The following is a 17,610-nucleotide window of genomic DNA, read 5'->3' on the forward strand; positions in this document are numbered from 1 at the left end:
GAAAACTCTCGACACAACGCTTCTCCATCAAGTGACGCAATATCGTTATTCATGATGGAGATCCGAGATGACCAACGCAGTGTCGCTTCTGTCGATCCGCAGGGTTTTGAATGAGTTCTGCGCAGAGAACCGCCTGCCGATCGGCTGCTCGATAGCCGTTGACGCCGCAAAATACCTGATCAGGATCGCCTCCACGGACGCCGTGTCCGGATCAATGCTGCGATCTGCGCTGGATCAGTGGATGGCGGAACGTGTCGCGGTTGCGGCCTGAAATCTTCTGGCCTCAGATAAGGAAAAAGCCGTTCCTCGATTGGTGTCGAGCGACGGCTTTTTTGGTGCAGAAACGCCCAAGCGTTAAATCGGACAGCAACACGAGGATGTGGTGAAGCGCGGTCCGGGAACCGCGCTTCCAGAATGACGTCTCTCAGCGCAGCTTTCTGAAAGCGTCACGAAGCTCTCTTGAGAAAATCCCGGGCTGCTCCCAGGCGGCGAAATGTCCGCCATGATCGACCTGATGATAATAGGTCAGCGATGGATAGGCCTGCCTGCTCCAGCTCTCCGGAGCCTGATAGATTTCCTTTGGGAAAACGGTGATGCCGACGGGGATCTTGATGTCCCTGGTCTTCTGGGCGTCCGCGCTGAAGTTGTTGTTGTTGTTTTCCCAATAGAAACGCGCGCCGGACGCGCCGCTGTTGGTCAACCAGTAGAGCGTGATGTCGTTGAGCATTTCATCCCTGGAAAGCACGCTTTCGGGCTCGCCATTGCTGTCGCTCCATTGCGCGAATTTCTCGTAGATGAAGGATGCAAGACCGACAGGTGAATCCGACAAGGAATAGCCGATCGTCTGCGGTCTTGTGACCATCATTGCGCCATAGGCAGCGTTCCTGCCGAAAAACTCTTTGAGCGAGTCATAGGCATTTCGTTCCTGCGCAGACAGGTCCGCAGGGGCCGGATCACCGCTGTTGATGGCTTTCATGAGCGTAGCGGGAACGGTGGCCGGCATATTGAGATGGATGCCGAGCAGACCCTTTGGCGCCTGCCGGGCAAGCGCATCGGAAATGACCGAACCATGATCGCCGCCTTGGGAAACATAGCGCGCGTAGCCGAGGCGCTTCACAAGGGTGTCCCAGGCGCGCGCAACACGGTCCGGTCCCCAGCCCAGATCGGTCGGATGGCCTGAAAAACCATAGCCGGGGATGGAGGGAATGATCACGTCGAACGCGTCTTCGGCTTTGCCGCCATAAGCGGTCGGGTCCGTCAACGGGCCGATGACTTTTGTGAACTCGAAGATTGAACCCGGCCAGCCGTGGGTGAGGATGACAGGCAAGGCGTTGGGATGGCGTGAGCGGACATGAATGAAGTGGATGTCGACGCCGTCGATCGTGGTGATGAACTGCGGCAAGGCGTTGAGTTCTTTCTCGGCATTTCGCCAGTCATAGTCGCTGCCCCAATATCGGACGAGATCCTGAACCCGCGCCAGCTGGATGCCCTGGGAAATATCGCCAACGGTTTCCTTATCCGGCCAGCGCGCATTCCTGATCCTCGCCTTGAGGTCGTCAATCTGCGACTGATCGACATGAACCTGGAACGGCCGAATGCTGTCGTCGGCAGAGGTGGTTTCGGATTGGGGTGGTTTGACAGTCTCAACTGCCAAGGCAGGGGTGAAGGCCATCAACACGGCCATTGCAGACCCAAGGACAATCGCCGTGTTGTGTCCGTCTTTTGCAGGGTGAAGGACGTCGGTCATATTTCTCTCCATATCGGTTTGTTCCGCGACCATTTCGCGTCCGAAACAGGTAGATGTTGATCGTATCCCGGCTGTTTTTTTCGACCTGCTGTTGCGTCACCAAACGTCGGTTTTCGCACGGCTGACACTTCTGGATACAAAGTCGGCCTGAAGCAGAACGGAGAGTGCGCCGGGACCGGCGCTGCAGACTTCTCGCGTTACGGGGTTAGAACGGCTCGCGGTTCGAGCATGCCGTCGAGACCGAAGGCACCAATCTCCCTGCCGATACCGGATTGCTTGAAACCGCCGAAGGGCGCGCGAGGATCATGCGGGGCGCCGTTGATGACGACGCGGCCGGCCATTAGCCTTGCGGCGATGTGTTCGGCACGTCTGAGATCGGATCCAAGCACATAGGCCTGCAATCCGTAGTCGCTATCATTGGCGATTTCGACGGCCTCATCTTCGTCCTCATAGGCGAGAAGACACAGGACGGGACCAAAGATTTCTTCGCGGGCGATGCGCATTTCGTTCGTGACATCTGCGAAGATTGTCGGGCGGGCGAACCATCCTTTTTCAATCCCGGCCGGTCGTCCGGTTCCGCCTGTCAGCAGGGTTGCTCCTTCTTCGACACCAAGCCGGATGTAAGTCTGAGTCCTCTCCCACTGGGCAAGGCTGGCGAGAGGGCCTACCCGAACCTCCGGATCACGGGGATCGCCAACTTTGAATTTTTCAGCCGCCATCCTCAACCGCTCGGCAATCTCGGGGAGACGGGACCGCGGAGCCAGGATGCGGGTACCCGCGACGCAGGCCTGGCCGCTGTTTGCAAAGCCCGACATCAGGGCGACAGGTATGGCCTTGTCGAGGTCGGCATCCGGCAGGATAATGGTGGGTGCTTTTCCTCCCAGCTCCAGAACCACTCTTTTCATGCCGTCGATAGCCGCGCGTTGAATGATCTTTGCAGCTTGGGTGGAACCGGTGAAACTGATGGTCGCAACGTCGGGATCCTGCGTCAGCGCCGCACCGACCACCGGACCCGTGCCGTTGACAATGTTGAAAACCCCTGCCGGCAGGCCGGCCTGATGCAGCCTTCTCACCAGAATATCCGTCTGAAACGCACTCTGTTCGGCCGGCTTGATGACAAGGGACGAGCCGGAACCGATTGCATGCGCAAGCTTGGTGGCGATAAAACCGAAATTGCTGTTCCAGGGCGTGATGGCGGCGAGAACGCCGCGCGGCTGCATCGTGACCGTGCTTTTGCCCACGACCCGGTCAAAGTCGTAGTTCGCCACGGTCTCAGCCATAACATCAAAAATCGACGCTGCGTTTTGAACGGAGAAAGCCGTGAAATAAGCGGGCGCGCCGTATTCTTCGGTCATGATCTGCGTGAGCTCATCCGGTCGCTCTGCGATCGTATCGCGCAGGCTGCGCAGCATATCGATACGCTGCGCCTTGGTGGATGTTGCCATGGCGGGAAAAGCGCGTTTCGCGGCTGCCACTGCGGCCCTTGCATCATCGGCGTTGCCAAGCCGGACATCGCCGATTTTTTCTTCCGTTGCCGGATTGAAAAGGTCCAGCCGTTCATTGCCGTCTGGCACCATAAATTTACCGTCGACATAGATGTGTTCAATTGATCGCATTGATCTGGCCTCGTTTAAGATGGTTGGAAATCCGGCTCGTCTGGCCGCCGCGGAACGCGCTGGAGGCGCGCCGCATGGGTCGCAAGCAGGCTTCCTTGAGTTGATCAGAGGGATGGCAGGAAGAAGTTGAAACGCGAAAACGGCTGCGGCGGGCGCCGAGCCGTTCCCTTGTGGTCACATCGATGAAACTGCGCCCAGAAGTCCTGCAAGCGGCGAGGGCTCGTCGGATGTAGCATCATATACGCACGGTGCTGCGAATATCGCCGCAAACACGATGGCGACGACAAACGCACGGGCGGAAACAATCGGCTTAAGCGAGCTTGAGCGTAACATCGATGTTCCCCCTGGTTGCCTTCGAATAGGGGCAGATCTGGTGGGCATCCTCGATGATGGCCTGTGCTACGGGACGATCGATCCCGGGTAGGCTTACCGACAGGCGAGCCTGCAGGAAGAACTCGCCGCCCGTCGTGCCGAGGTCGACTTCCGCATCGACGGCGGTGTCGGCGGGAAGCCGGAGCTGGCGTTTCGCCGCCGCCTTTGTCATGGCGCCGATAAAACATGCCGACCAGCCGGCTGCAAAAAGCTGTTCGGGATTTGTGCCCGGCTTTCCGCTGCCCGGAGGCGAGAGCTTGATGCCCAGCGCGCCATCATCGCTTTGCGCCGATCCGTCACGCCCGCCGGTCGTGTGGGTCTTGCCGGTATAAAGAACAGTCTCGATCTTGGTCATGGGAGGCTCCTTTCATTTGCCGCTGCTGCGGCGTTTCGTGATAGGAGCTTTGTGATGGATCAGCGTATCCGGCATGTTTCCGGAAACTGCGAAACTGTATCGAAAAGTATCGGCGCTTTGTCACCGGTTATCGTCGACCCGCATCCCTGTCAGGGAAAGGCCACCTCGGCCGCAAGCCCGCCGCCCTGCCTGTTATAGAGGCGAACCGAGCCGCCGATCGTTCCGGCGAGCTGCTGCGCGATCGCCAGTCCGAGACCTGTTCCGCCTGTGTCGCGGTTTCTCGATGTTTCAATCCGGAAGAAGGGCTGCATGGCATTTTGCAGCATCTCGTCGGGGATGCCCGGCCCCCGATCGAGCACCGTGATGACCACGGTGCCTTCACCACGCCGGTCCACTTTAATTTCGGCGCTGCCGGCGAATTTGAGGGCGTTATCTATGAAGTTCGTCAGGATTCTTCGCAATGCATGTGGCTTTGTCGACGCGGTGCCGCGCACCATGCCGGCAACTGTTACGGCTTTTCCGGTATCCTGATAGTCGTAGGCGATGCTGTCGATGAAAGAAGCCAGATCGATACGGGAGGATTTCTCGCCATTGCCGTGAGCGCTGCGTGCGTAAGCGATCCCATCCTGCACCAGGCGTTCGATTTCACGCAGGTCACTGACCAGCTTTTCCTTTTCCGGCGTATCGTCTGCCATGTCGGCGCGCAACCGCATCCGGGTGATGGGCGTCTGCAGGTCGTGTGAGATCGCCGCAAGAATCTGGACGCGCTCCTCGAGATATTGCGCGACGCGATCGCGCATGGCGTTGAACGCGCGGGCGGCGTGGGCAACTTCGCTTGGGCCGCTCTCACTCATCGGCAACCCCTTTTCCCCCGGATCCAGCGCTTCGGCTGCCGCAGCAAGCGCGCTGAGCGGTCTGGTAGTCTGTCGCACTGCAAACCAGGTGCAGAGGAGGAGAAGCGCCATTTGCGCGGCGAAGACATATGGCAGCCACTCCGCCAGGGGCATCACGCCGCGCGGTGTCACGTCGATTGTCAACGGCGAGCCGTCCGATAACGTCAGATGCGCCTGAAGCCGCTTGCCGTCGCCGGGAATGGATTCGACCCTGACGGGAAAACGGTGTCCCGCGGCCTCCTCGATCCTCTGCGCAATTTCAGCGCCGCGGCCGGTCATGTCGGAAACGCCGGGAAGACCGGGGCCGAGGACGAGTTGATAATTGCTGCGGCTCAGGCGATGGACCCATTGCGCCCGCTCTTCCGCAGGCAGGCGGTCGATGATGGCGATCGATACCGCCAGATCCTGCTCCAGAGTGCCGAGCATGACCGCCTTTGCCGACATGTATCGCTCGGCAAAGAGGATGCTGAACGACAGGCTGTAGGCGATGGCGAGACCGGCAAACAGGATGAGGAAAAGTCTGGACCGCAGTGAGCGCGGCCACCAGCCGGTGAGCAGGCGCGAGCCGTTCATATTCTCGGCTCCGAAATCTCCACGGGCACCGCAAAGACATAGCCTTCCGCCCGCACGGTCTTGATGTAGACGGGTTCGCGCGCGTCATCCCCAAGCCTTTGGCGCACGCGGCTCACGAGAAGATCGATCGACCGGTCGAAAAGTTCGGCATCGCGTCCCTGGGTGAGATTTAACAGCTGGTCCCGGTTGAGGACGCGCTGGGGATGATCGATGAAGACCCTGAGAAGCCGGTATTCAGCCCCGCTCAAGGCAACGGTCGTGCCCTCCCTGTCGAGCAGGTGACGGCCCACCGTGTCGAGGCGCCAGTCACCAAAGGTCAGGAGCTGCCCGGCCTCGCTGATCTGCAGATTGGGAGGCAGCATCCGCGTGCGGCGCAGGATGGCTTTGATCCGCGCCAGAAGCTCGCGGGCAGCGAAGGGCTTCGACAGATAGTCGTCGGCGCCCATTTCGAGCCCGATAATGCGATCCATCTCGTCATCGCGGGCGGTCAGCATCAAGACCGGCGTGGCTTTGTGTTTCCCCGCCCGCAACTCACGGCATAGGACCAGCCCGTCATCGCCTGGCATCATCACGTCGAGCACGATGAGATCGACGGTATTGCCGTCGAGAAAACTTCTCATCTGCCGTCCATCGGCCGCCACGCTCGTGCGCAGGCCGTTCTTCTTCAGGTAGCTGGAGACCAGCTCCCGGATTTCCCTGTCGTCGTCCACGACGAGAATATGGTCGATATGTTCCATTGGATGCCTTCGTCGTCCGGACGGTTCGAGTGGCCCGCTACCGCGTCCCCTGCGTCACATGCAGTAAGACAACGGTTCGCGGGCTTCGGCAAGTTTAAAGCTTTGCGACGTCCAGAACAGCCCTGGCAAAAGCCTCGGGCGCTTCCTGCGGCAGGTTATGGCCGATGCCGCCGCTGATGTTGCGATGCTGGTACTTGCCGGAAAACTTCGATGCGTAGGCGGAAGGATCCGGATGCGGCGCGCCGTTGGCGTCGCCTTCCAGCGTTATCGTCGGCACGGTGATGACGGGAAGTTTCGCAAGCTGGCGCTCGTAATTATCGTACTTGGCTTCCCCGTCTGCCAGTGCAAGCCGCCAGCGGTAGTTATGGATGGTGATGGCCACATGGTCGGGATTGTCGAATGCGGGGGCCGAACGATTGAAGGTCTCGTCGCTGAATTTCCAAGTCGGAGATGCCGTCTGCCAGATCAGGCGCACGAAGTCGCGGGTGTTGGCGGCATAGCCCGCACGGCCGCGTTCCGTCGCGAAATAGAACTGATACCACCAGGAGAGTTCCGCCTTGGGCGGAAGCGGCTTCCTGTTGATCTCCTGGCTGCCGATAAGATAGCCGCTGACCGATACGAGCCCGGTGCAACGTTCGGGCCAGAGTGCGGCCATGATGTCGGCGGTGCGAGCGCCCCAGTCATAACCGGCCACGACGGCCTGCTTGACGCCGAGAGCGTCGAGAAAGGCGATCATGTCGACCGCAAGCGCCGCCTGCTGTCCGTTGCGTGCGGTGTCGTCCGAGAGAAAACGGGTCGTGCCATATCCGCGCAGATAGGGGATGAGTACCCGATATCCAGCCGATGCAAGGATGGGTGCGACATCGACATAGCTGTAGATGTCATAAGGCCATCCGTGCAGCAGCAGCACGACCGGGCCGTCTGCGGGGCCGGCTTCTGCATAACCGACGCTGAGTACACCCGCTTCAACCTGCTTCAGGGCGCCAAAGGAGGTGGCTCCCTCGTGTCCGGTTGACGGCTGAGGCGAAGGCGCTTCGCCCTTGGCATGAGCAAGGCCTGCGGCCCCGAATTCGACGGCGGCAACCGTCATTGCGGCAATGCCGAAGAAGCGGCGGCGCTGGAAATTGATCTCGGAATTCATTGCTGTCTCTCCTGTCCATGTTGGATGCGGGCAGGTAACGCGGTGCGTGTATCCTCGATGTGTCCCAAGGGGGACGAATGTGAATGGTTTTGTAGCAGGGGGCATTCCCGATACAGACTGATACATTCGGTCAGCCCTCTGGACGCAATCAGCCGCCCCGGCGTCTGGGGCGGCTGTGTTGGACTTCGAGGCGGGCGCGGTTTATTTCGCGGATTGTCGGGCGGCCTGTTCGATGACGTCTGCGACCTTTTCGGGCTGGGAGGCGAAGACCGCATGGCTTGCCGCAATCTCGGTCACCGCACTGCCGGCGCGCTTGGCCATGTCGCGCTCGAGATCGGGGTTGATCGAGCGGTCCTGCGTTGCGACAATCGACCAGCTTTTCTTGGTTTTCCAGGCGGGCTCGCCGCCTTTGGCGGCAAAGGCGGCCTTGGCGGCGAAGACCTGACTTCTTGCCATGAAGGCCGCGTCCTCACGCGGCAGATCGCCGGCGAAATCTTGTCCAAAGACGGCGGGATCGAGATAAAGGAACGCGCCATCCTTCGTCGGCTTGATGCCGTTGCCGGCCGGCGGTTTCGAGCCGGCGAGGTCGAGAAGGCTCTCTCCCTTCTCCGGCTGGAAGGCGGCGACATAGACCAGCCCGGCCACATCTGGCCGGTTACCCGCTTCCGAGATCACCATCCCGCTGTAGCTGTGCCCGACAAGCAGGCTCGGCCCCTGCTGGAGATCGAGAACACGGTTGGTGGCCGCCACGTCATCGGCAAGAGAGGTGATGGGCTCCTGCACGATCGTGACGTTGAAACCACGGCTTTCAAGGATGTCTGTCGCCCTGCGCCAGGCCGAACCATCGGCCAGCGCGCCATGGACGATGACGATATTCTTCACCTCTGCCGCCTGTGCGGCAAAAGCGATCAGTGCGGTTGCGACGGCAAACGCGAATTTTGGCATGAGACGATGGCGCATCATATTTCTCCTTTGGTTTTGATGGGGGGCGAAAATCTAGGTCAGCCGAAAGTGAAGGCATAGGCCTGCGCGCCGGGGTCGAGGAAGCGGATGGCAAAGGTTCTCGCTTCGACGGCGCCGGACTGGCGGACGAGCTGGTAAAGACGGGTTGAGGTGACGACGCCATTGCCCTCGGCATCCGTGTCGGCGCCATGATCCGCACCCGGCGGATGCCCGTCGATGGTGACCTGGAAACGAACCGGTTTTCCGGCTGCATCCGGCCCAAGGACCAGGTGCAGGTCACGGGCGCTGAAGCGATAGGTGATGCCACCATCAGCCGCATCAAGTGTGGCCGCCTCCGCGCCAACCGTCCAGGTGCCGGAAAGTCCCCATTCGTTGAGGGAAGGCGTCTTGACGGAATAGTCGCGCGGCATGTCTGCACGCATCGCCTCGTTGGATGCGAAGCTTCGAGCCTGCCGGTAGCCTATATAGGTTTCGCCCGAGCGCATGTGCCCGATATCCGCACCGGCTTCGGCTCCTGTCGCCTCCGGGCTCACCGGTGCGCTGGCGGAGGCGCTGCTGCCGGCCTCGCGCAGCAGGTCCTGGATCGCCTCTTCGGTCTGCCGGTAATTGCCCTCGCCGAAATGGTGGTAGCGAATCTGGCCCTTGGCATCGATCAGGTAATGCGCCGGCCAATAGCTGTTATCAAAGGCGCGCCAGATCCTGTAGTCATTGTCGATTGCCACCGGGTAATCGATCTTGAAGCCGGCGACGGCCTGTCTGACATTGTCGATCTTCTTTTCAAAGGCGAATTCGGGGGCGTGGACACCGATGACGACGAGGCCCTGGTCCCGGTATTTGTCCGCCCAGGCCCGCACATAGGGAATGGTGCGGATGCAGTTGATGCAGGAATAGGTCCAGAAGTCGATGAGGACGACCTTGCCACGCAATTGTTCACGCGTGAGGGGTGGAGAATTGAGCCACTCGACGGCGCCGTCGAGGGATGGAGCCTTGCCCTCAACCGGCAGCTCCGACCGGGCCGTAGCAGCGCTGGCACCCGCCGCCGTTGCCGCTTCAGGCGCTTTGGTGGTGCGGAGCCGATCGAGCACCTGCTGTTCGAAGGATGCCGTACTCGCATAGGAAATCTGCGACAGGAAACCCGTATCCAGACCGAGCGCGATGACCGTGACGCCGGCAAGCACCGCCGCGCCAAGCACTTGGCGGATCCGCTCGCTGAAACCCAGAGACCGCTTCATACCCGCAAATACCCTGCCGCCGACGAGAATGGCGACGGCAAGGGAGGTCGCAGCCCCGGCGGCATAGGCGGCAAGCAGCAGGCTCGTTTCCAGATTGGCCCCCTTCAGGGCTGCCCCGGTCAGGACAAGCCCGAGGATTGGTCCCGCGCAGGGTGCCCATAAAAGACCGGTGGCAATGCCGAGTATCAGGGAGCCCGCAATCGTCGGTACTGACCCGGGCTTGCCGGCGGCATTGGCGAGCCGGTTACCGAGTTCAACGACCGGGCGGGTGATGATGCTGGCCGCGCGGGGCGAAATCAGGCCGACACCAAAGATCGCAAGCAGCGCAAGCGCCACGAGCCGGCCATATTCATTGGCGCTGATTGCCCAGCTCCCGCCAACAGCGGCAAGCGTCGCGACGGCGCAAAAGGTTGCCGCCATTCCCGTAAGCAGGGGCAACGTGCTGCGCAGGAACGGTTGCCCCGCCCGCGCAAAAACGAAGGGAAGGATGGGCAGGATACAGGGGCTGAGAATTGTCAGCGCCCCTCCGAGATAGGCAATGACCAGAAACGTCATCATCGTGTCCTTTCAGGCAGGAGTTCGCGGCTCCGGGCGGCGAAGGCGACCCGGCGATGGCGCCAATTTCCCGGCCTCACGTATCCCTGATGTGTCGGGGCTTCGGTGAAATTGTAATCGAGTGTAGAGGCCGCCTTTCCGCGAACAGTCGCGAAGGCGAAGTCGCCCGAGCCCCGGCATCGGTTACGGTGCATATCGCGTGAAGACGAAATCATGGTCCTTGACGTTGCCCTCGTGGCAGGAGAGGCACGTCTCATGCTGGGCGGCATCCACCGGCTTGCCGTTGACAAACCGCCCGAAGCCCCAGCCGTGGCTGGCGGCATATTTCCCGGAGTCTTTCACCATCACCTGCACTGTGGTCGCCGCGCCCGAAACCGTGGCCGGCGGAAACTCCGTGGATTGCTGCCGCTTATAGGCGAGCTTCACCAGTATCGAGCCGTCGGGAAAGGGCAGGGTTCCGCTCTTGTAGGCGTCGACGGCGATATCGTTTGCCAGAACAGCGCGAAGCTCGTCCAGCGGCGGCGCTTCCTGCGCGGGCGCGATGAACTTCCAGTCACGATATCCTTCAGGAAGCGTGACACCATAGATGGGAGAAGCGAGCTCCGGCGGCGTGTCCGCTGAGCTCGAATAAACGGTTCCAAAACCTGCTGCCGCACCCGATAGGGCGACGGCGAAGAAAATCTGCCTCTTCATGGGAAATCCTGCCTGATCCGAAATAGATCAGGCAATGATCTGCCCTGCAGGTATCCGGCATGTTTCCTGAAACCCGCATTTATGTATCAGATCGTAGCGCTGCGCAGTGCCCCCGAAGGCATGTCACGCTCAAAGGCCGGCGAGCACGCTCACGTCATCGTCTTTCGGAGCCTCCATCGCGACCCTTATTGCCTTCTGGATCTCGTCCTCTATTGCCTTCCTTTCGTCGGGCGGCATGGCGGCAAGGTCGCCTTCGGACAATCCCCGCGCCTCCAGATATTGGGCCCGGATTTTCTCGCCAAGGCTCATATTTGCCCAGCGGCTAAGCTCGTCCTCATCGGAGCCTGTTCCGCCGCCTTCAAGCGGCGTCTCTTCTATTCCGCCCTCTTGCCCCCGGAGCGACCAGAGTGCGTTGGCAAGATTGGAGGAGAGCGAAGACGCGGCACCCCCTCCGATCAACGATGCCGACCGCTCGGGTGTGGGATCGGGCACGGCCTGGGAAACGTCCTGTGGCCGTGGGCGTATGTAAAGCGAGGCGGTGGAGCCAATTCGATCGATTGCAGACATGGTATATCTCCTTCCGCCGCAATCTGGTTCGGGTGGCTTGTGTCTGGCTGGTCATGCTGCTTGCCTGCGTTCAGCGACCTCTTTTTGGCGACCAAGAGCACATTTCTTTCGTCACCTCGCCGGCGGAATTGCGCAAAATCATTCCGAAGCAACGACAAGTCGTGAAACTTTTTGGAGCGCGGCGAGTTTGGTGAGGGAGCAATCAGCTCGCATGTCTCACTGCATATAATCGCCGCTACGCGGAGGATTGATCGTCCATTCGGAGGAGATCGCATGAATTCCATCATCTATCTAGTCGGCCTCGTCGTCGTCGTCCTGTTCATCCTCTCATTGTTGGGGCTACGCTGATGGTTGATCCAACGGGTATCGAAACGAATCCAAACCGCAGCTATGTGGATTGGCCAGCGATTTTCGCCGGTGCAGTCATTTCCTCGGGCGCCATGGCCATTCTCACCGCATTTGCGGGCGGCCTGGGCCTGAGTTCAATCTCGGCGGACAATGGTGGCGAGGTCAGCACAGTCTGGCTCATCATAACCGCGCTCTTCGTCATCATTTCCATGGTCGGCTCCTACATGCTGGGTGGCTATATTGCCGGCCGCATGCGCAGGCCTGCCGGCGCTGCCGACAGGAACGAACTGACCGTCCGCGATGGTGTAAATGGCCTGGTCGTATGGGGTCTCGGCACGGTCGTCTCGGCGTTTCTAGCGCTCGGCGTGCTGTCCGGTGGTGCCAAGGCTGTCGGCAGCGTGGCGCAGACCGCGGTTGAGGCAACGGGTTCCGCAGTCGGTGGCGCCGTTCAGGGTGCTGGCCAACTGGCGGGTGGCATCATTTCCGGCGCTGGCAGCGCAGCAGGTGGTCTGGCGCAAGGCGCCGGTCAGGCTGCAGCACCCAGCATCGAACAAATGCTTCCGCAGGGCCTGAAAGCCAATCCAATCGACTATTTCACGGATAGTCTTTTGAGGACCGATGCGCCCGCTGCCCCTCTGACGGGTGACCAGAGCGCCGGCGACTATCAGCGTCAGATCAGCGGCATCCTCGGCAATCTGCTTGCAACCGGTGAGATATCTGATGCCGATAAGACATGGCTTGCCAACCAGGTCGCTGCCCGCACAAACATCAGCCAGACGGATGCGCAAACGCGCGTAAACCAGACGGTTGAACGCGTGCAGGCCGTCAGGGCGGAAGCGCAGAAGAAGGTCGATGAAGCACAGAAGCAGGTCGAAACCCTGAAGGCTGAGGCGCAGAAGGCGTTGGACGATGCCAAGGCCAAAGCTGCGGATGCTGCAGAAAAAGCGCGCGTCGCAGGCATTCTGACCGCGTTCCTGCTGGCCGCTTCCGCACTCGTTTCTGCTGCCGCTGCTTATATCGGTGCAGTACATGGTGGCCGACACAGAGACGAAGGCCGTATCTGGGGTGGTCTTTCCTACCGCAAGTAACCAGAGCGACGGCAAGAAAAATCGTCTTTTCACAAATGTCCCGCCCGGACCAAATTCCGGGCGGGACTTTCGTTTTAGGTATCCGCCGTTACGGACAGGGTCAATCGCGACGCTGCAGCAAGGCAAGTGCGACCGTGGATGCCGCCAGGATCGCGGTCAGCGCCAGCGGCGCAGTGGCACCGTAGGAATCCACGATATAGCCGCCGACAACAGCCCCGATACTGATAGCCACCTGGAAAGAAACAACCATCAGGCTGCCTGCCGCTTCCAGAGCATCGGGTGCGCCGCGGGAAAGGTTGGTCGGCAGCACCACGGGCGCCATGCCAAAGGCAAGACCCCAAAGCGCGACGAGCGCGAATGCGGCGCTGCTATGAACACCCCATAGGACGAGGGCGATTGTTGCAAATGCCATCAGGGCGGCGGTAACGATGAGCGCGAGGCGGATACTGTTGTCCGCCATGCGGCCACCCAGCACATTGCCGATCACGGAAGCAACGCCAAAGCCGAGCAGGGCAAGAGCAATCGGCGTGGTCTCAAGCAGCGTCACTTGTTCGAGGAAGGGACGTACATAAACCGAACCGGCAAAATGCCCCGTCATCAGCAACAGGATGGCAAGCATCCCCAGTTGAACGCTACGCCGCCGCGTCAGGCGGAAAACATCTGAAAGACTGTTGCTTGTACTTGCCGGCAGCGAGGGCAGGCTGAATATTTGTAGCAGCATTGCAATGACGGCAAGCCCTGCCGTCATCGACATGGCAATGCGCCATCCCACCCAGTCGCTGATCAAGGCGCCCATGGAGGGAGCCGCAATGGTGGCGAGTGAAACGCCGAGTGTGACGATAGCCATGCCGCGCCCGGTCGAATTCGCGCCAACGAGCCGCGCCACGACAGCAACCGAAAGTGCCCAGAAACCGCTGAGCGCGATACCCAGTCCGGCCCGGCCGACCAGCAATAGCCAGAAATCGGCAGCAACTGATGCCAGAATGTTGGAGCCGATCGCCAGCGCACTAAGCCCAACAAGCACGGTCTTGCGATTCAGTTTGCCGATGAGAACATTGCTCAGCAACGCGGTCACAGCACCTACTGAGGCCGTCGCGGTGACAACCTGTCCCGCCGTACCCTCGGTAATACCGAGATCGCGCGCCATGGGCGTCAACAATCCCGCTGGCAGAAACTCGGCCGATACCAGCGCAAAGCTGGTGGCCGCCATCGAAAGAACCGCAAACCAGGTTGCGGCGGTCCATGCGGGTTCCTCTGCGGCCTCCAGGCCAATTGTTGACCCATCAAATTCTGATGTCGTGTCCGTCATGGTGTCTCTCCTTGCGTTGGGAGAGTTTTAGACGATTTTTTTCGGATGATATGTATCTAAAAATCCGAAATTCATACCAATTCCTCCGAAAATTGTGCGTTGCACAAAGTTGGGTGTGCTCGCGCGCAGTCGAGTGCTTCAGATAGCAACCGTTCATGCGAACGGTCGCGACAGCATCCAAGATATTGTCAACAAGACCGGAAAAGCGATCGTGTCGCTGGGTTTTCACGAAATCCCGCATCCCCAGTTTTTAAAATGGCATCGCGAAAATTCGTTTAAGCACTAGAGCGAGTGGTAGATCGTAAAGGGGAATGCCTATGTCACACTCGCAGGCTCAAGATCTGATCAGACTTACGCCGCTGGATTGAACGTCTACGGTCGAAGCAGATAATGCTTCTTCTTGTTTTGCTTGTTGCCGCGCGGTCCGCTCACCACTGGAGTCCGGTCGGCATTTTCAGCGTGCAAACCTCGCCACCTTTCTAGCCGATCGGCACCAAGCTCGCCGCGTGCGACAGCGCCTTGAACGGCGCATCCTGGTTCATGAGCATGGGTACAGTCGCGAAACCGGCACAACGGCGCCAGCTCGGTAATCTCGGCAAACAGCGTATCTATTCCGTTGGTAACGTCGCTGACATAGAGCTTCCTTATACCCGGCGTGTCTATGACCCATCCGCCGCCTGAAACCGCATGCAGGGATCGCGCCGTCGTGGTGTGCCGACCCTGCGCATCATATTCACGAATAGTGCCGGTTTTCTGCTTCGTGTCAGATCCGGTCAGCGTATTTACAAGCGTTGACTTTCCAACGCCGGAGGACCCTACCAGCGCGATGGTCTGACCTTTACCCAACCATGGCCTCAACAAGGCGACAGCATCGGCCGAGCGTCCATTAAGCGCTATGACTGGCAGGTTGCGTTGCAGTGCCTCCGCCTGTGATTGAAACCGGCCGACGTCTTCCGCAGTATCAGCTTTGGTCAGCACGATGACCGGTTCGCTTCCGGCTTGATCCGCCATTATCAGATAACGTTCGAGACGTGCGGAATCGAAATCTGCATTGCACGATGTAACTACCAGTAGGGTGTCAACATTGGCGGCAATAAGTTGCATGCCACGTCCGCCTTCCGGCCTTCGCTGGAACAGGCTTTTTCGGTCGAGACGTTTGGCAAACATGCCCGTCAGCGGGTCGGCAAGTATCCAGTCTCCGACTGCGAAGTCGGCCGTATTGCTATTGCCCGGGAGCTCCAGGCGAACGGGCCCCGTCATATCGATTGCCTCGATGCGCGAGCGGTGGACAGACGATATACGCCTGGACGCGAGGCCAGCGTCGCCGTCTTTGAGTTGATCCGCAAAAAATGCAGACCAGCCGAGCTGCTCCAGTGTCGAAGGAAGCGGGACAGTCATCAGCCGTGTTCTCGCCTACTGGTGCGGCTCGCGTTTCGGCAAGAACTTAGCGTGAGCAATAGCCTCGCCGGAATAGGGAAAATCGTCTCCGAGTTGACGATTGCCGTCGAATACCTTGAAGATCGGACCGTCGACTTCAACGATTTTGTAGCCATTTACGTACTCGAATTTCGGCGTCTTCCAGCCCATCAGAAGTCCTTTAGTTGATTATCATCTCTGGTCTCGAGATGGCGTCGGGCAACGTTACCGGTTTTCACTGGCATTTGCGCTAATTTTCTATTTGGCTGCGTATCACTCAATCGGAAGCGCTGGCTGACGGTTGGCTTGCCAAAGTGTGCAGCGATGCGCAGTCGTCGAAATTTCTCACCGGACTTGCCTTCGGTGCACTCGCGGGAAAGAATCGATGATCCGACACTGCTGCCGGTGACCCGCGTTCGCAAGTCGCTCGCGGCATCTTGTCTCCCAATCACCCACTACGGCGATCGCTCAATCTGCAACATTCGCGCACTCTGGAAGCCGGTGTTGATAACCCTTGCCGCGCGTCTGTCCGGTTGAAAAGAAGGAGATGCCTTAATCGAAGGCGAGGGCGGGATAACCCACGATGCCCTTGCGAGTAAGCCGCATTTCGAGTGCGGTGCATTCGACCACGGAGCCGCGCTTCAAAGGCGAAACTTCGCGCTGGTATCGTTCGAGAAGCTGTCCGAGCGTAGTGCTTTAAAGGATTTTCGTGTCAGCGGCTGCACCGAACCTGTCGACCTGTGCTTCGAGGTCGCGCGCCCACTTTTCAGCTTCGAGCTCCGTGTCGAAAGATTTGCACCGGGGCTTCAAGCCGCGACGGCGCACCTGCGCTCGCCAACGTCCTCTGAGTTTTTTGATTGTCGCCATGGTGATCTCCAACATTCATTGTCGATCATGCGTAGGATGCCCCGGAGAGGGGGCCAAGGATTATCCCGGCGCAGCAATCACACGCATTAACTGCAATCAAAAATCATAGGCGATTTATAATTGAGCGCCTTGCACGCGCGGCGTCAGTATAGTTTGATATGCATGGGTAAAGGGTATTGCGTATGCGTGGATTACTTCGCTTTGTTAGCGCCAGCGTTATTTTGGTGGCAACTTTTTCCGGAGCATTTAGAGGTGGCTCGGTTTATCTGAACAGTTTCGGGCGTTTCGCTAAGTGGATTCCGCCTCGATTATGCCGCCACCATCATTGGTGCCAGCGCGTTGAAGTAGGCATGATCCGACGTCTGCCGGTCAAGGGATGAATGTGGGCGTCGGCTATTGTAAAAGGTCAGATAGCGGCCGATGCCAGCGCGGGCCTCGGACACTGTTTTATAGGCGTGGAGGTAGACTTCCTCGTATTTGATCGAACGCCAGAGCCGCTCGACGAAGACGTTGTCCCGCCACGCACCTTTGCCATCCATCGAGATGGCGATTTCCGCCTTCTTCAGAACCGCCGTGAAGTCCATCGCCCAGACCTGATTGGGTCTGGTAACCGAAAGCTTGCGCAGGAGGGCGCGATCGTCTCGTCATGGTAACTCCCGTTCCTGGCATCTAAGCCGAAGTCAGGCAGGAATTCCACTTATCCCCGCTGTGCAGATTTCCCGAGCCAGCTCTGGCGCACGAAGCACTGGTGCGTTCGAAACGCCACCGCTCGGGCTTGATGTTCAGCGCTTTTGACCTCGACATAATGCATGTTCGGTCGTTGTGCAGCCTCCGCGATCGCCGCTGCATCGGCCGCATCGTTCTTTTGTCGTTTGACGAACGGCTTCACATAGATCGGCGGAATTAGCCGCACATTATGGCCACGGCCTTTAGCAACGCGGCCCCAAAAATGGCTGGTGGCACAAGCCTCCATCGCGACAACGCATGGCAACTGCTCGTTCAAAAGCTGCAATAGTCGAGCTCGCGAGAGAACCCGGTTCAATAGAATCGCCCCGCCGCGATCCGTTCCACAGACTTGGGAGCTCCGCTTCGCGAGGTCGATCGCAAGGATACGCACCTGTGTCATCTGCTTTCCCTC

At 59.5% G+C, this 17,610-nt stretch carries 16 protein-coding genes and 2 pseudogenes; 2 read left to right on the forward strand and 16 right to left on the reverse strand.

Annotation, left to right across the window (positions count from 1 at the left end; all coding sequences use genetic code 11):
• The first annotated feature begins 67 nt into the window (after positions 1-67).
• Positions 68-271 (forward strand): hypothetical protein, encoded by a 204-nt coding sequence (locus V6S97_RS17515; protein WP_003508314.1) that lies wholly within the window; start codon positions 68-70, stop codon positions 269-271.
• Positions 272-424: 153 nt separating this feature from the next.
• Here V6S97_RS17515 and V6S97_RS17510 read toward each other — a convergent pair whose 3' ends face one another.
• From V6S97_RS17510 to V6S97_RS17465, 10 genes are all read right to left on the reverse strand, one after another.
• The gene (locus V6S97_RS17510; protein ID WP_111829469.1) at positions 425-1,747 is read right to left on the reverse strand and encodes an epoxide hydrolase family protein; all 1,323 of its coding nucleotides are present in this window, start codon (positions 1,745-1,747) and stop codon (positions 425-427) included.
• Positions 1,748-1,944: 197 nt separating this feature from the next.
• On the reverse strand, positions 1,945-3,363 hold the full coding sequence (locus tag V6S97_RS17505) for an aldehyde dehydrogenase family protein (RefSeq protein ID WP_111829468.1): 1,419 nt from the start codon (positions 3,361-3,363) through the stop codon (positions 1,945-1,947).
• A gap of 310 nt (positions 3,364-3,673) precedes the next feature.
• Positions 3,674-4,090 (reverse strand): organic hydroperoxide resistance protein, encoded by a 417-nt coding sequence (locus tag V6S97_RS17500; RefSeq protein WP_060726459.1) that lies wholly within the window; start codon positions 4,088-4,090, stop codon positions 3,674-3,676.
• A gap of 149 nt (positions 4,091-4,239) precedes the next feature.
• On the reverse strand, positions 4,240-5,556 hold the full coding sequence (locus V6S97_RS17495) for an ATP-binding protein (RefSeq protein WP_080865009.1): 1,317 nt from the start codon (positions 5,554-5,556) through the stop codon (positions 4,240-4,242).
• Positions 5,553-6,293, reverse strand: coding sequence for a response regulator (locus tag V6S97_RS17490; protein ID WP_080865010.1), 741 nt, complete (start codon positions 6,291-6,293; stop codon positions 5,553-5,555). The genes V6S97_RS17495 and V6S97_RS17490 overlap by 4 nt, the downstream gene beginning before the upstream one ends.
• A gap of 94 nt (positions 6,294-6,387) precedes the next feature.
• The gene (locus tag V6S97_RS17485; RefSeq protein ID WP_111834064.1) at positions 6,388-7,434 is read right to left on the reverse strand and encodes an alpha/beta fold hydrolase; all 1,047 of its coding nucleotides are present in this window, start codon (positions 7,432-7,434) and stop codon (positions 6,388-6,390) included.
• A 201-nt stretch (positions 7,435-7,635) separates the two neighbouring features.
• Positions 7,636-8,394, reverse strand: coding sequence for an alpha/beta hydrolase (locus tag V6S97_RS17480; RefSeq protein WP_112278182.1), 759 nt, complete (start codon positions 8,392-8,394; stop codon positions 7,636-7,638).
• Positions 8,395-8,435: 41 nt separating this feature from the next.
• Complete coding sequence (locus tag V6S97_RS17475; RefSeq protein ID WP_112354548.1) at positions 8,436-10,187, reverse strand: cytochrome c biogenesis protein DipZ; 1,752 nt, start codon at positions 10,185-10,187, stop codon at positions 8,436-8,438.
• Between the two features lie 180 nt (positions 10,188-10,367).
• Complete coding sequence (locus V6S97_RS17470; protein ID WP_334427558.1) at positions 10,368-10,877, reverse strand: cytochrome P460 family protein; 510 nt, start codon at positions 10,875-10,877, stop codon at positions 10,368-10,370.
• Positions 10,878-11,006: 129 nt separating this feature from the next.
• Complete coding sequence (locus tag V6S97_RS17465; RefSeq protein ID WP_334427559.1) at positions 11,007-11,444, reverse strand: hypothetical protein; 438 nt, start codon at positions 11,442-11,444, stop codon at positions 11,007-11,009.
• Positions 11,445-11,791: 347 nt separating this feature from the next.
• On the opposite strand from V6S97_RS17465, the gene V6S97_RS17460 reads away from it, so the two are divergent.
• Entirely contained in the window at positions 11,792-12,880 is a 1,089-nt protein-coding gene (locus V6S97_RS17460) for a hypothetical protein (RefSeq protein WP_035199154.1), read from the forward strand.
• A gap of 100 nt (positions 12,881-12,980) precedes the next feature.
• Here V6S97_RS17460 and V6S97_RS17455 read toward each other — a convergent pair whose 3' ends face one another.
• The 6 genes and pseudogenes from V6S97_RS17455 to V6S97_RS17430 form a co-directional block, all read right to left on the reverse strand.
• A complete protein-coding gene (locus V6S97_RS17455; protein ID WP_111804160.1) occupies positions 12,981-14,189 on the reverse strand; it encodes an MFS transporter in 1,209 nt (402 codons plus the stop codon).
• Positions 14,190-14,561: 372 nt separating this feature from the next.
• A complete protein-coding gene (gene rsgA, locus V6S97_RS17450; RefSeq protein ID WP_334427560.1) occupies positions 14,562-15,587 on the reverse strand; it encodes a ribosome small subunit-dependent GTPase A in 1,026 nt (341 codons plus the stop codon).
• Between the two features lie 15 nt (positions 15,588-15,602).
• On the reverse strand, positions 15,603-15,776 hold the full coding sequence (locus V6S97_RS17445) for a hypothetical protein (RefSeq protein WP_003519203.1): 174 nt from the start codon (positions 15,774-15,776) through the stop codon (positions 15,603-15,605).
• Positions 15,777-16,208: 432 nt separating this feature from the next.
• Positions 16,209-16,472, reverse strand: a pseudogene (locus V6S97_RS17440) (site-specific integrase); the annotation flags it as partial.
• A gap of 308 nt (positions 16,473-16,780) precedes the next feature.
• A pseudogene (locus V6S97_RS17435) lies at positions 16,781-17,059 on the reverse strand (integrase core domain-containing protein); the annotation flags it as partial.
• Positions 17,060-17,169: 110 nt separating this feature from the next.
• Positions 17,170-17,598 (reverse strand): IS110 family transposase, encoded by a 429-nt coding sequence (locus V6S97_RS17430; RefSeq protein ID WP_442886071.1) that lies wholly within the window; start codon positions 17,596-17,598, stop codon positions 17,170-17,172.
• Positions 17,599-17,610: the final 12 nt, after the last annotated feature.

It is taken from the genome of Agrobacterium sp. CCNWLW155, assembly GCF_036888815.1.
Lineage (GTDB): Bacteria > Pseudomonadota > Alphaproteobacteria > Rhizobiales > Rhizobiaceae > Agrobacterium > Agrobacterium radiobacter.

Bases quoted from the DNA above. Each gene is read 5' to 3' on its own strand.
- V6S97_RS17480 (WP_112278182.1), bottom strand. From the start codon at position 8,394: ATGCGCCATCGTCTCATGCCAAAATTCGCGTTTGCCGTCGCAACCGCA.
- V6S97_RS17470 (WP_334427558.1), bottom strand. From the start codon at position 10,877: ATGAAGAGGCAGATTTTCTTCGCCGTCGCCCTATCGGGTGCGGCAGCA.
- V6S97_RS17430 (WP_442886071.1), bottom strand. From the start codon at position 17,598: ATGACACAGGTGCGTATCCTTGCGATCGACCTCGCGAAGCGGAGCTCC.
- V6S97_RS17500 (WP_060726459.1), bottom strand. From the start codon at position 4,090: ATGACCAAGATCGAGACTGTTCTTTATACCGGCAAGACCCACACGACC.
- V6S97_RS17465 (WP_334427559.1), bottom strand. From the start codon at position 11,444: ATGTCTGCAATCGATCGAATTGGCTCCACCGCCTCGCTTTACATACGC.
- rsgA (WP_334427560.1), bottom strand. From the start codon at position 15,587: ATGACTGTCCCGCTTCCTTCGACACTGGAGCAGCTCGGCTGGTCTGCA.
- V6S97_RS17475 (WP_112354548.1), bottom strand. From the start codon at position 10,187: ATGATGACGTTTCTGGTCATTGCCTATCTCGGAGGGGCGCTGACAATT.
- V6S97_RS17510 (WP_111829469.1), bottom strand. From the start codon at position 1,747: ATGACCGACGTCCTTCACCCTGCAAAAGACGGACACAACACGGCGATT.
- V6S97_RS17455 (WP_111804160.1), bottom strand. From the start codon at position 14,189: ATGACGGACACGACATCAGAATTTGATGGGTCAACAATTGGCCTGGAG.
- V6S97_RS17445 (WP_003519203.1), bottom strand. From the start codon at position 15,776: ATGGGCTGGAAGACGCCGAAATTCGAGTACGTAAATGGCTACAAAATC.
- V6S97_RS17460 (WP_035199154.1), top strand. From the start codon at position 11,792: ATGGTTGATCCAACGGGTATCGAAACGAATCCAAACCGCAGCTATGTG.
- V6S97_RS17495 (WP_080865009.1), bottom strand. From the start codon at position 5,556: ATGAACGGCTCGCGCCTGCTCACCGGCTGGTGGCCGCGCTCACTGCGG.
- V6S97_RS17505 (WP_111829468.1), bottom strand. From the start codon at position 3,363: ATGCGATCAATTGAACACATCTATGTCGACGGTAAATTTATGGTGCCA.
- V6S97_RS17490 (WP_080865010.1), bottom strand. From the start codon at position 6,293: ATGGAACATATCGACCATATTCTCGTCGTGGACGACGACAGGGAAATC.
- V6S97_RS17515 (WP_003508314.1), top strand. From the start codon at position 68: ATGACCAACGCAGTGTCGCTTCTGTCGATCCGCAGGGTTTTGAATGAG.
- V6S97_RS17485 (WP_111834064.1), bottom strand. From the start codon at position 7,434: ATGAATTCCGAGATCAATTTCCAGCGCCGCCGCTTCTTCGGCATTGCC.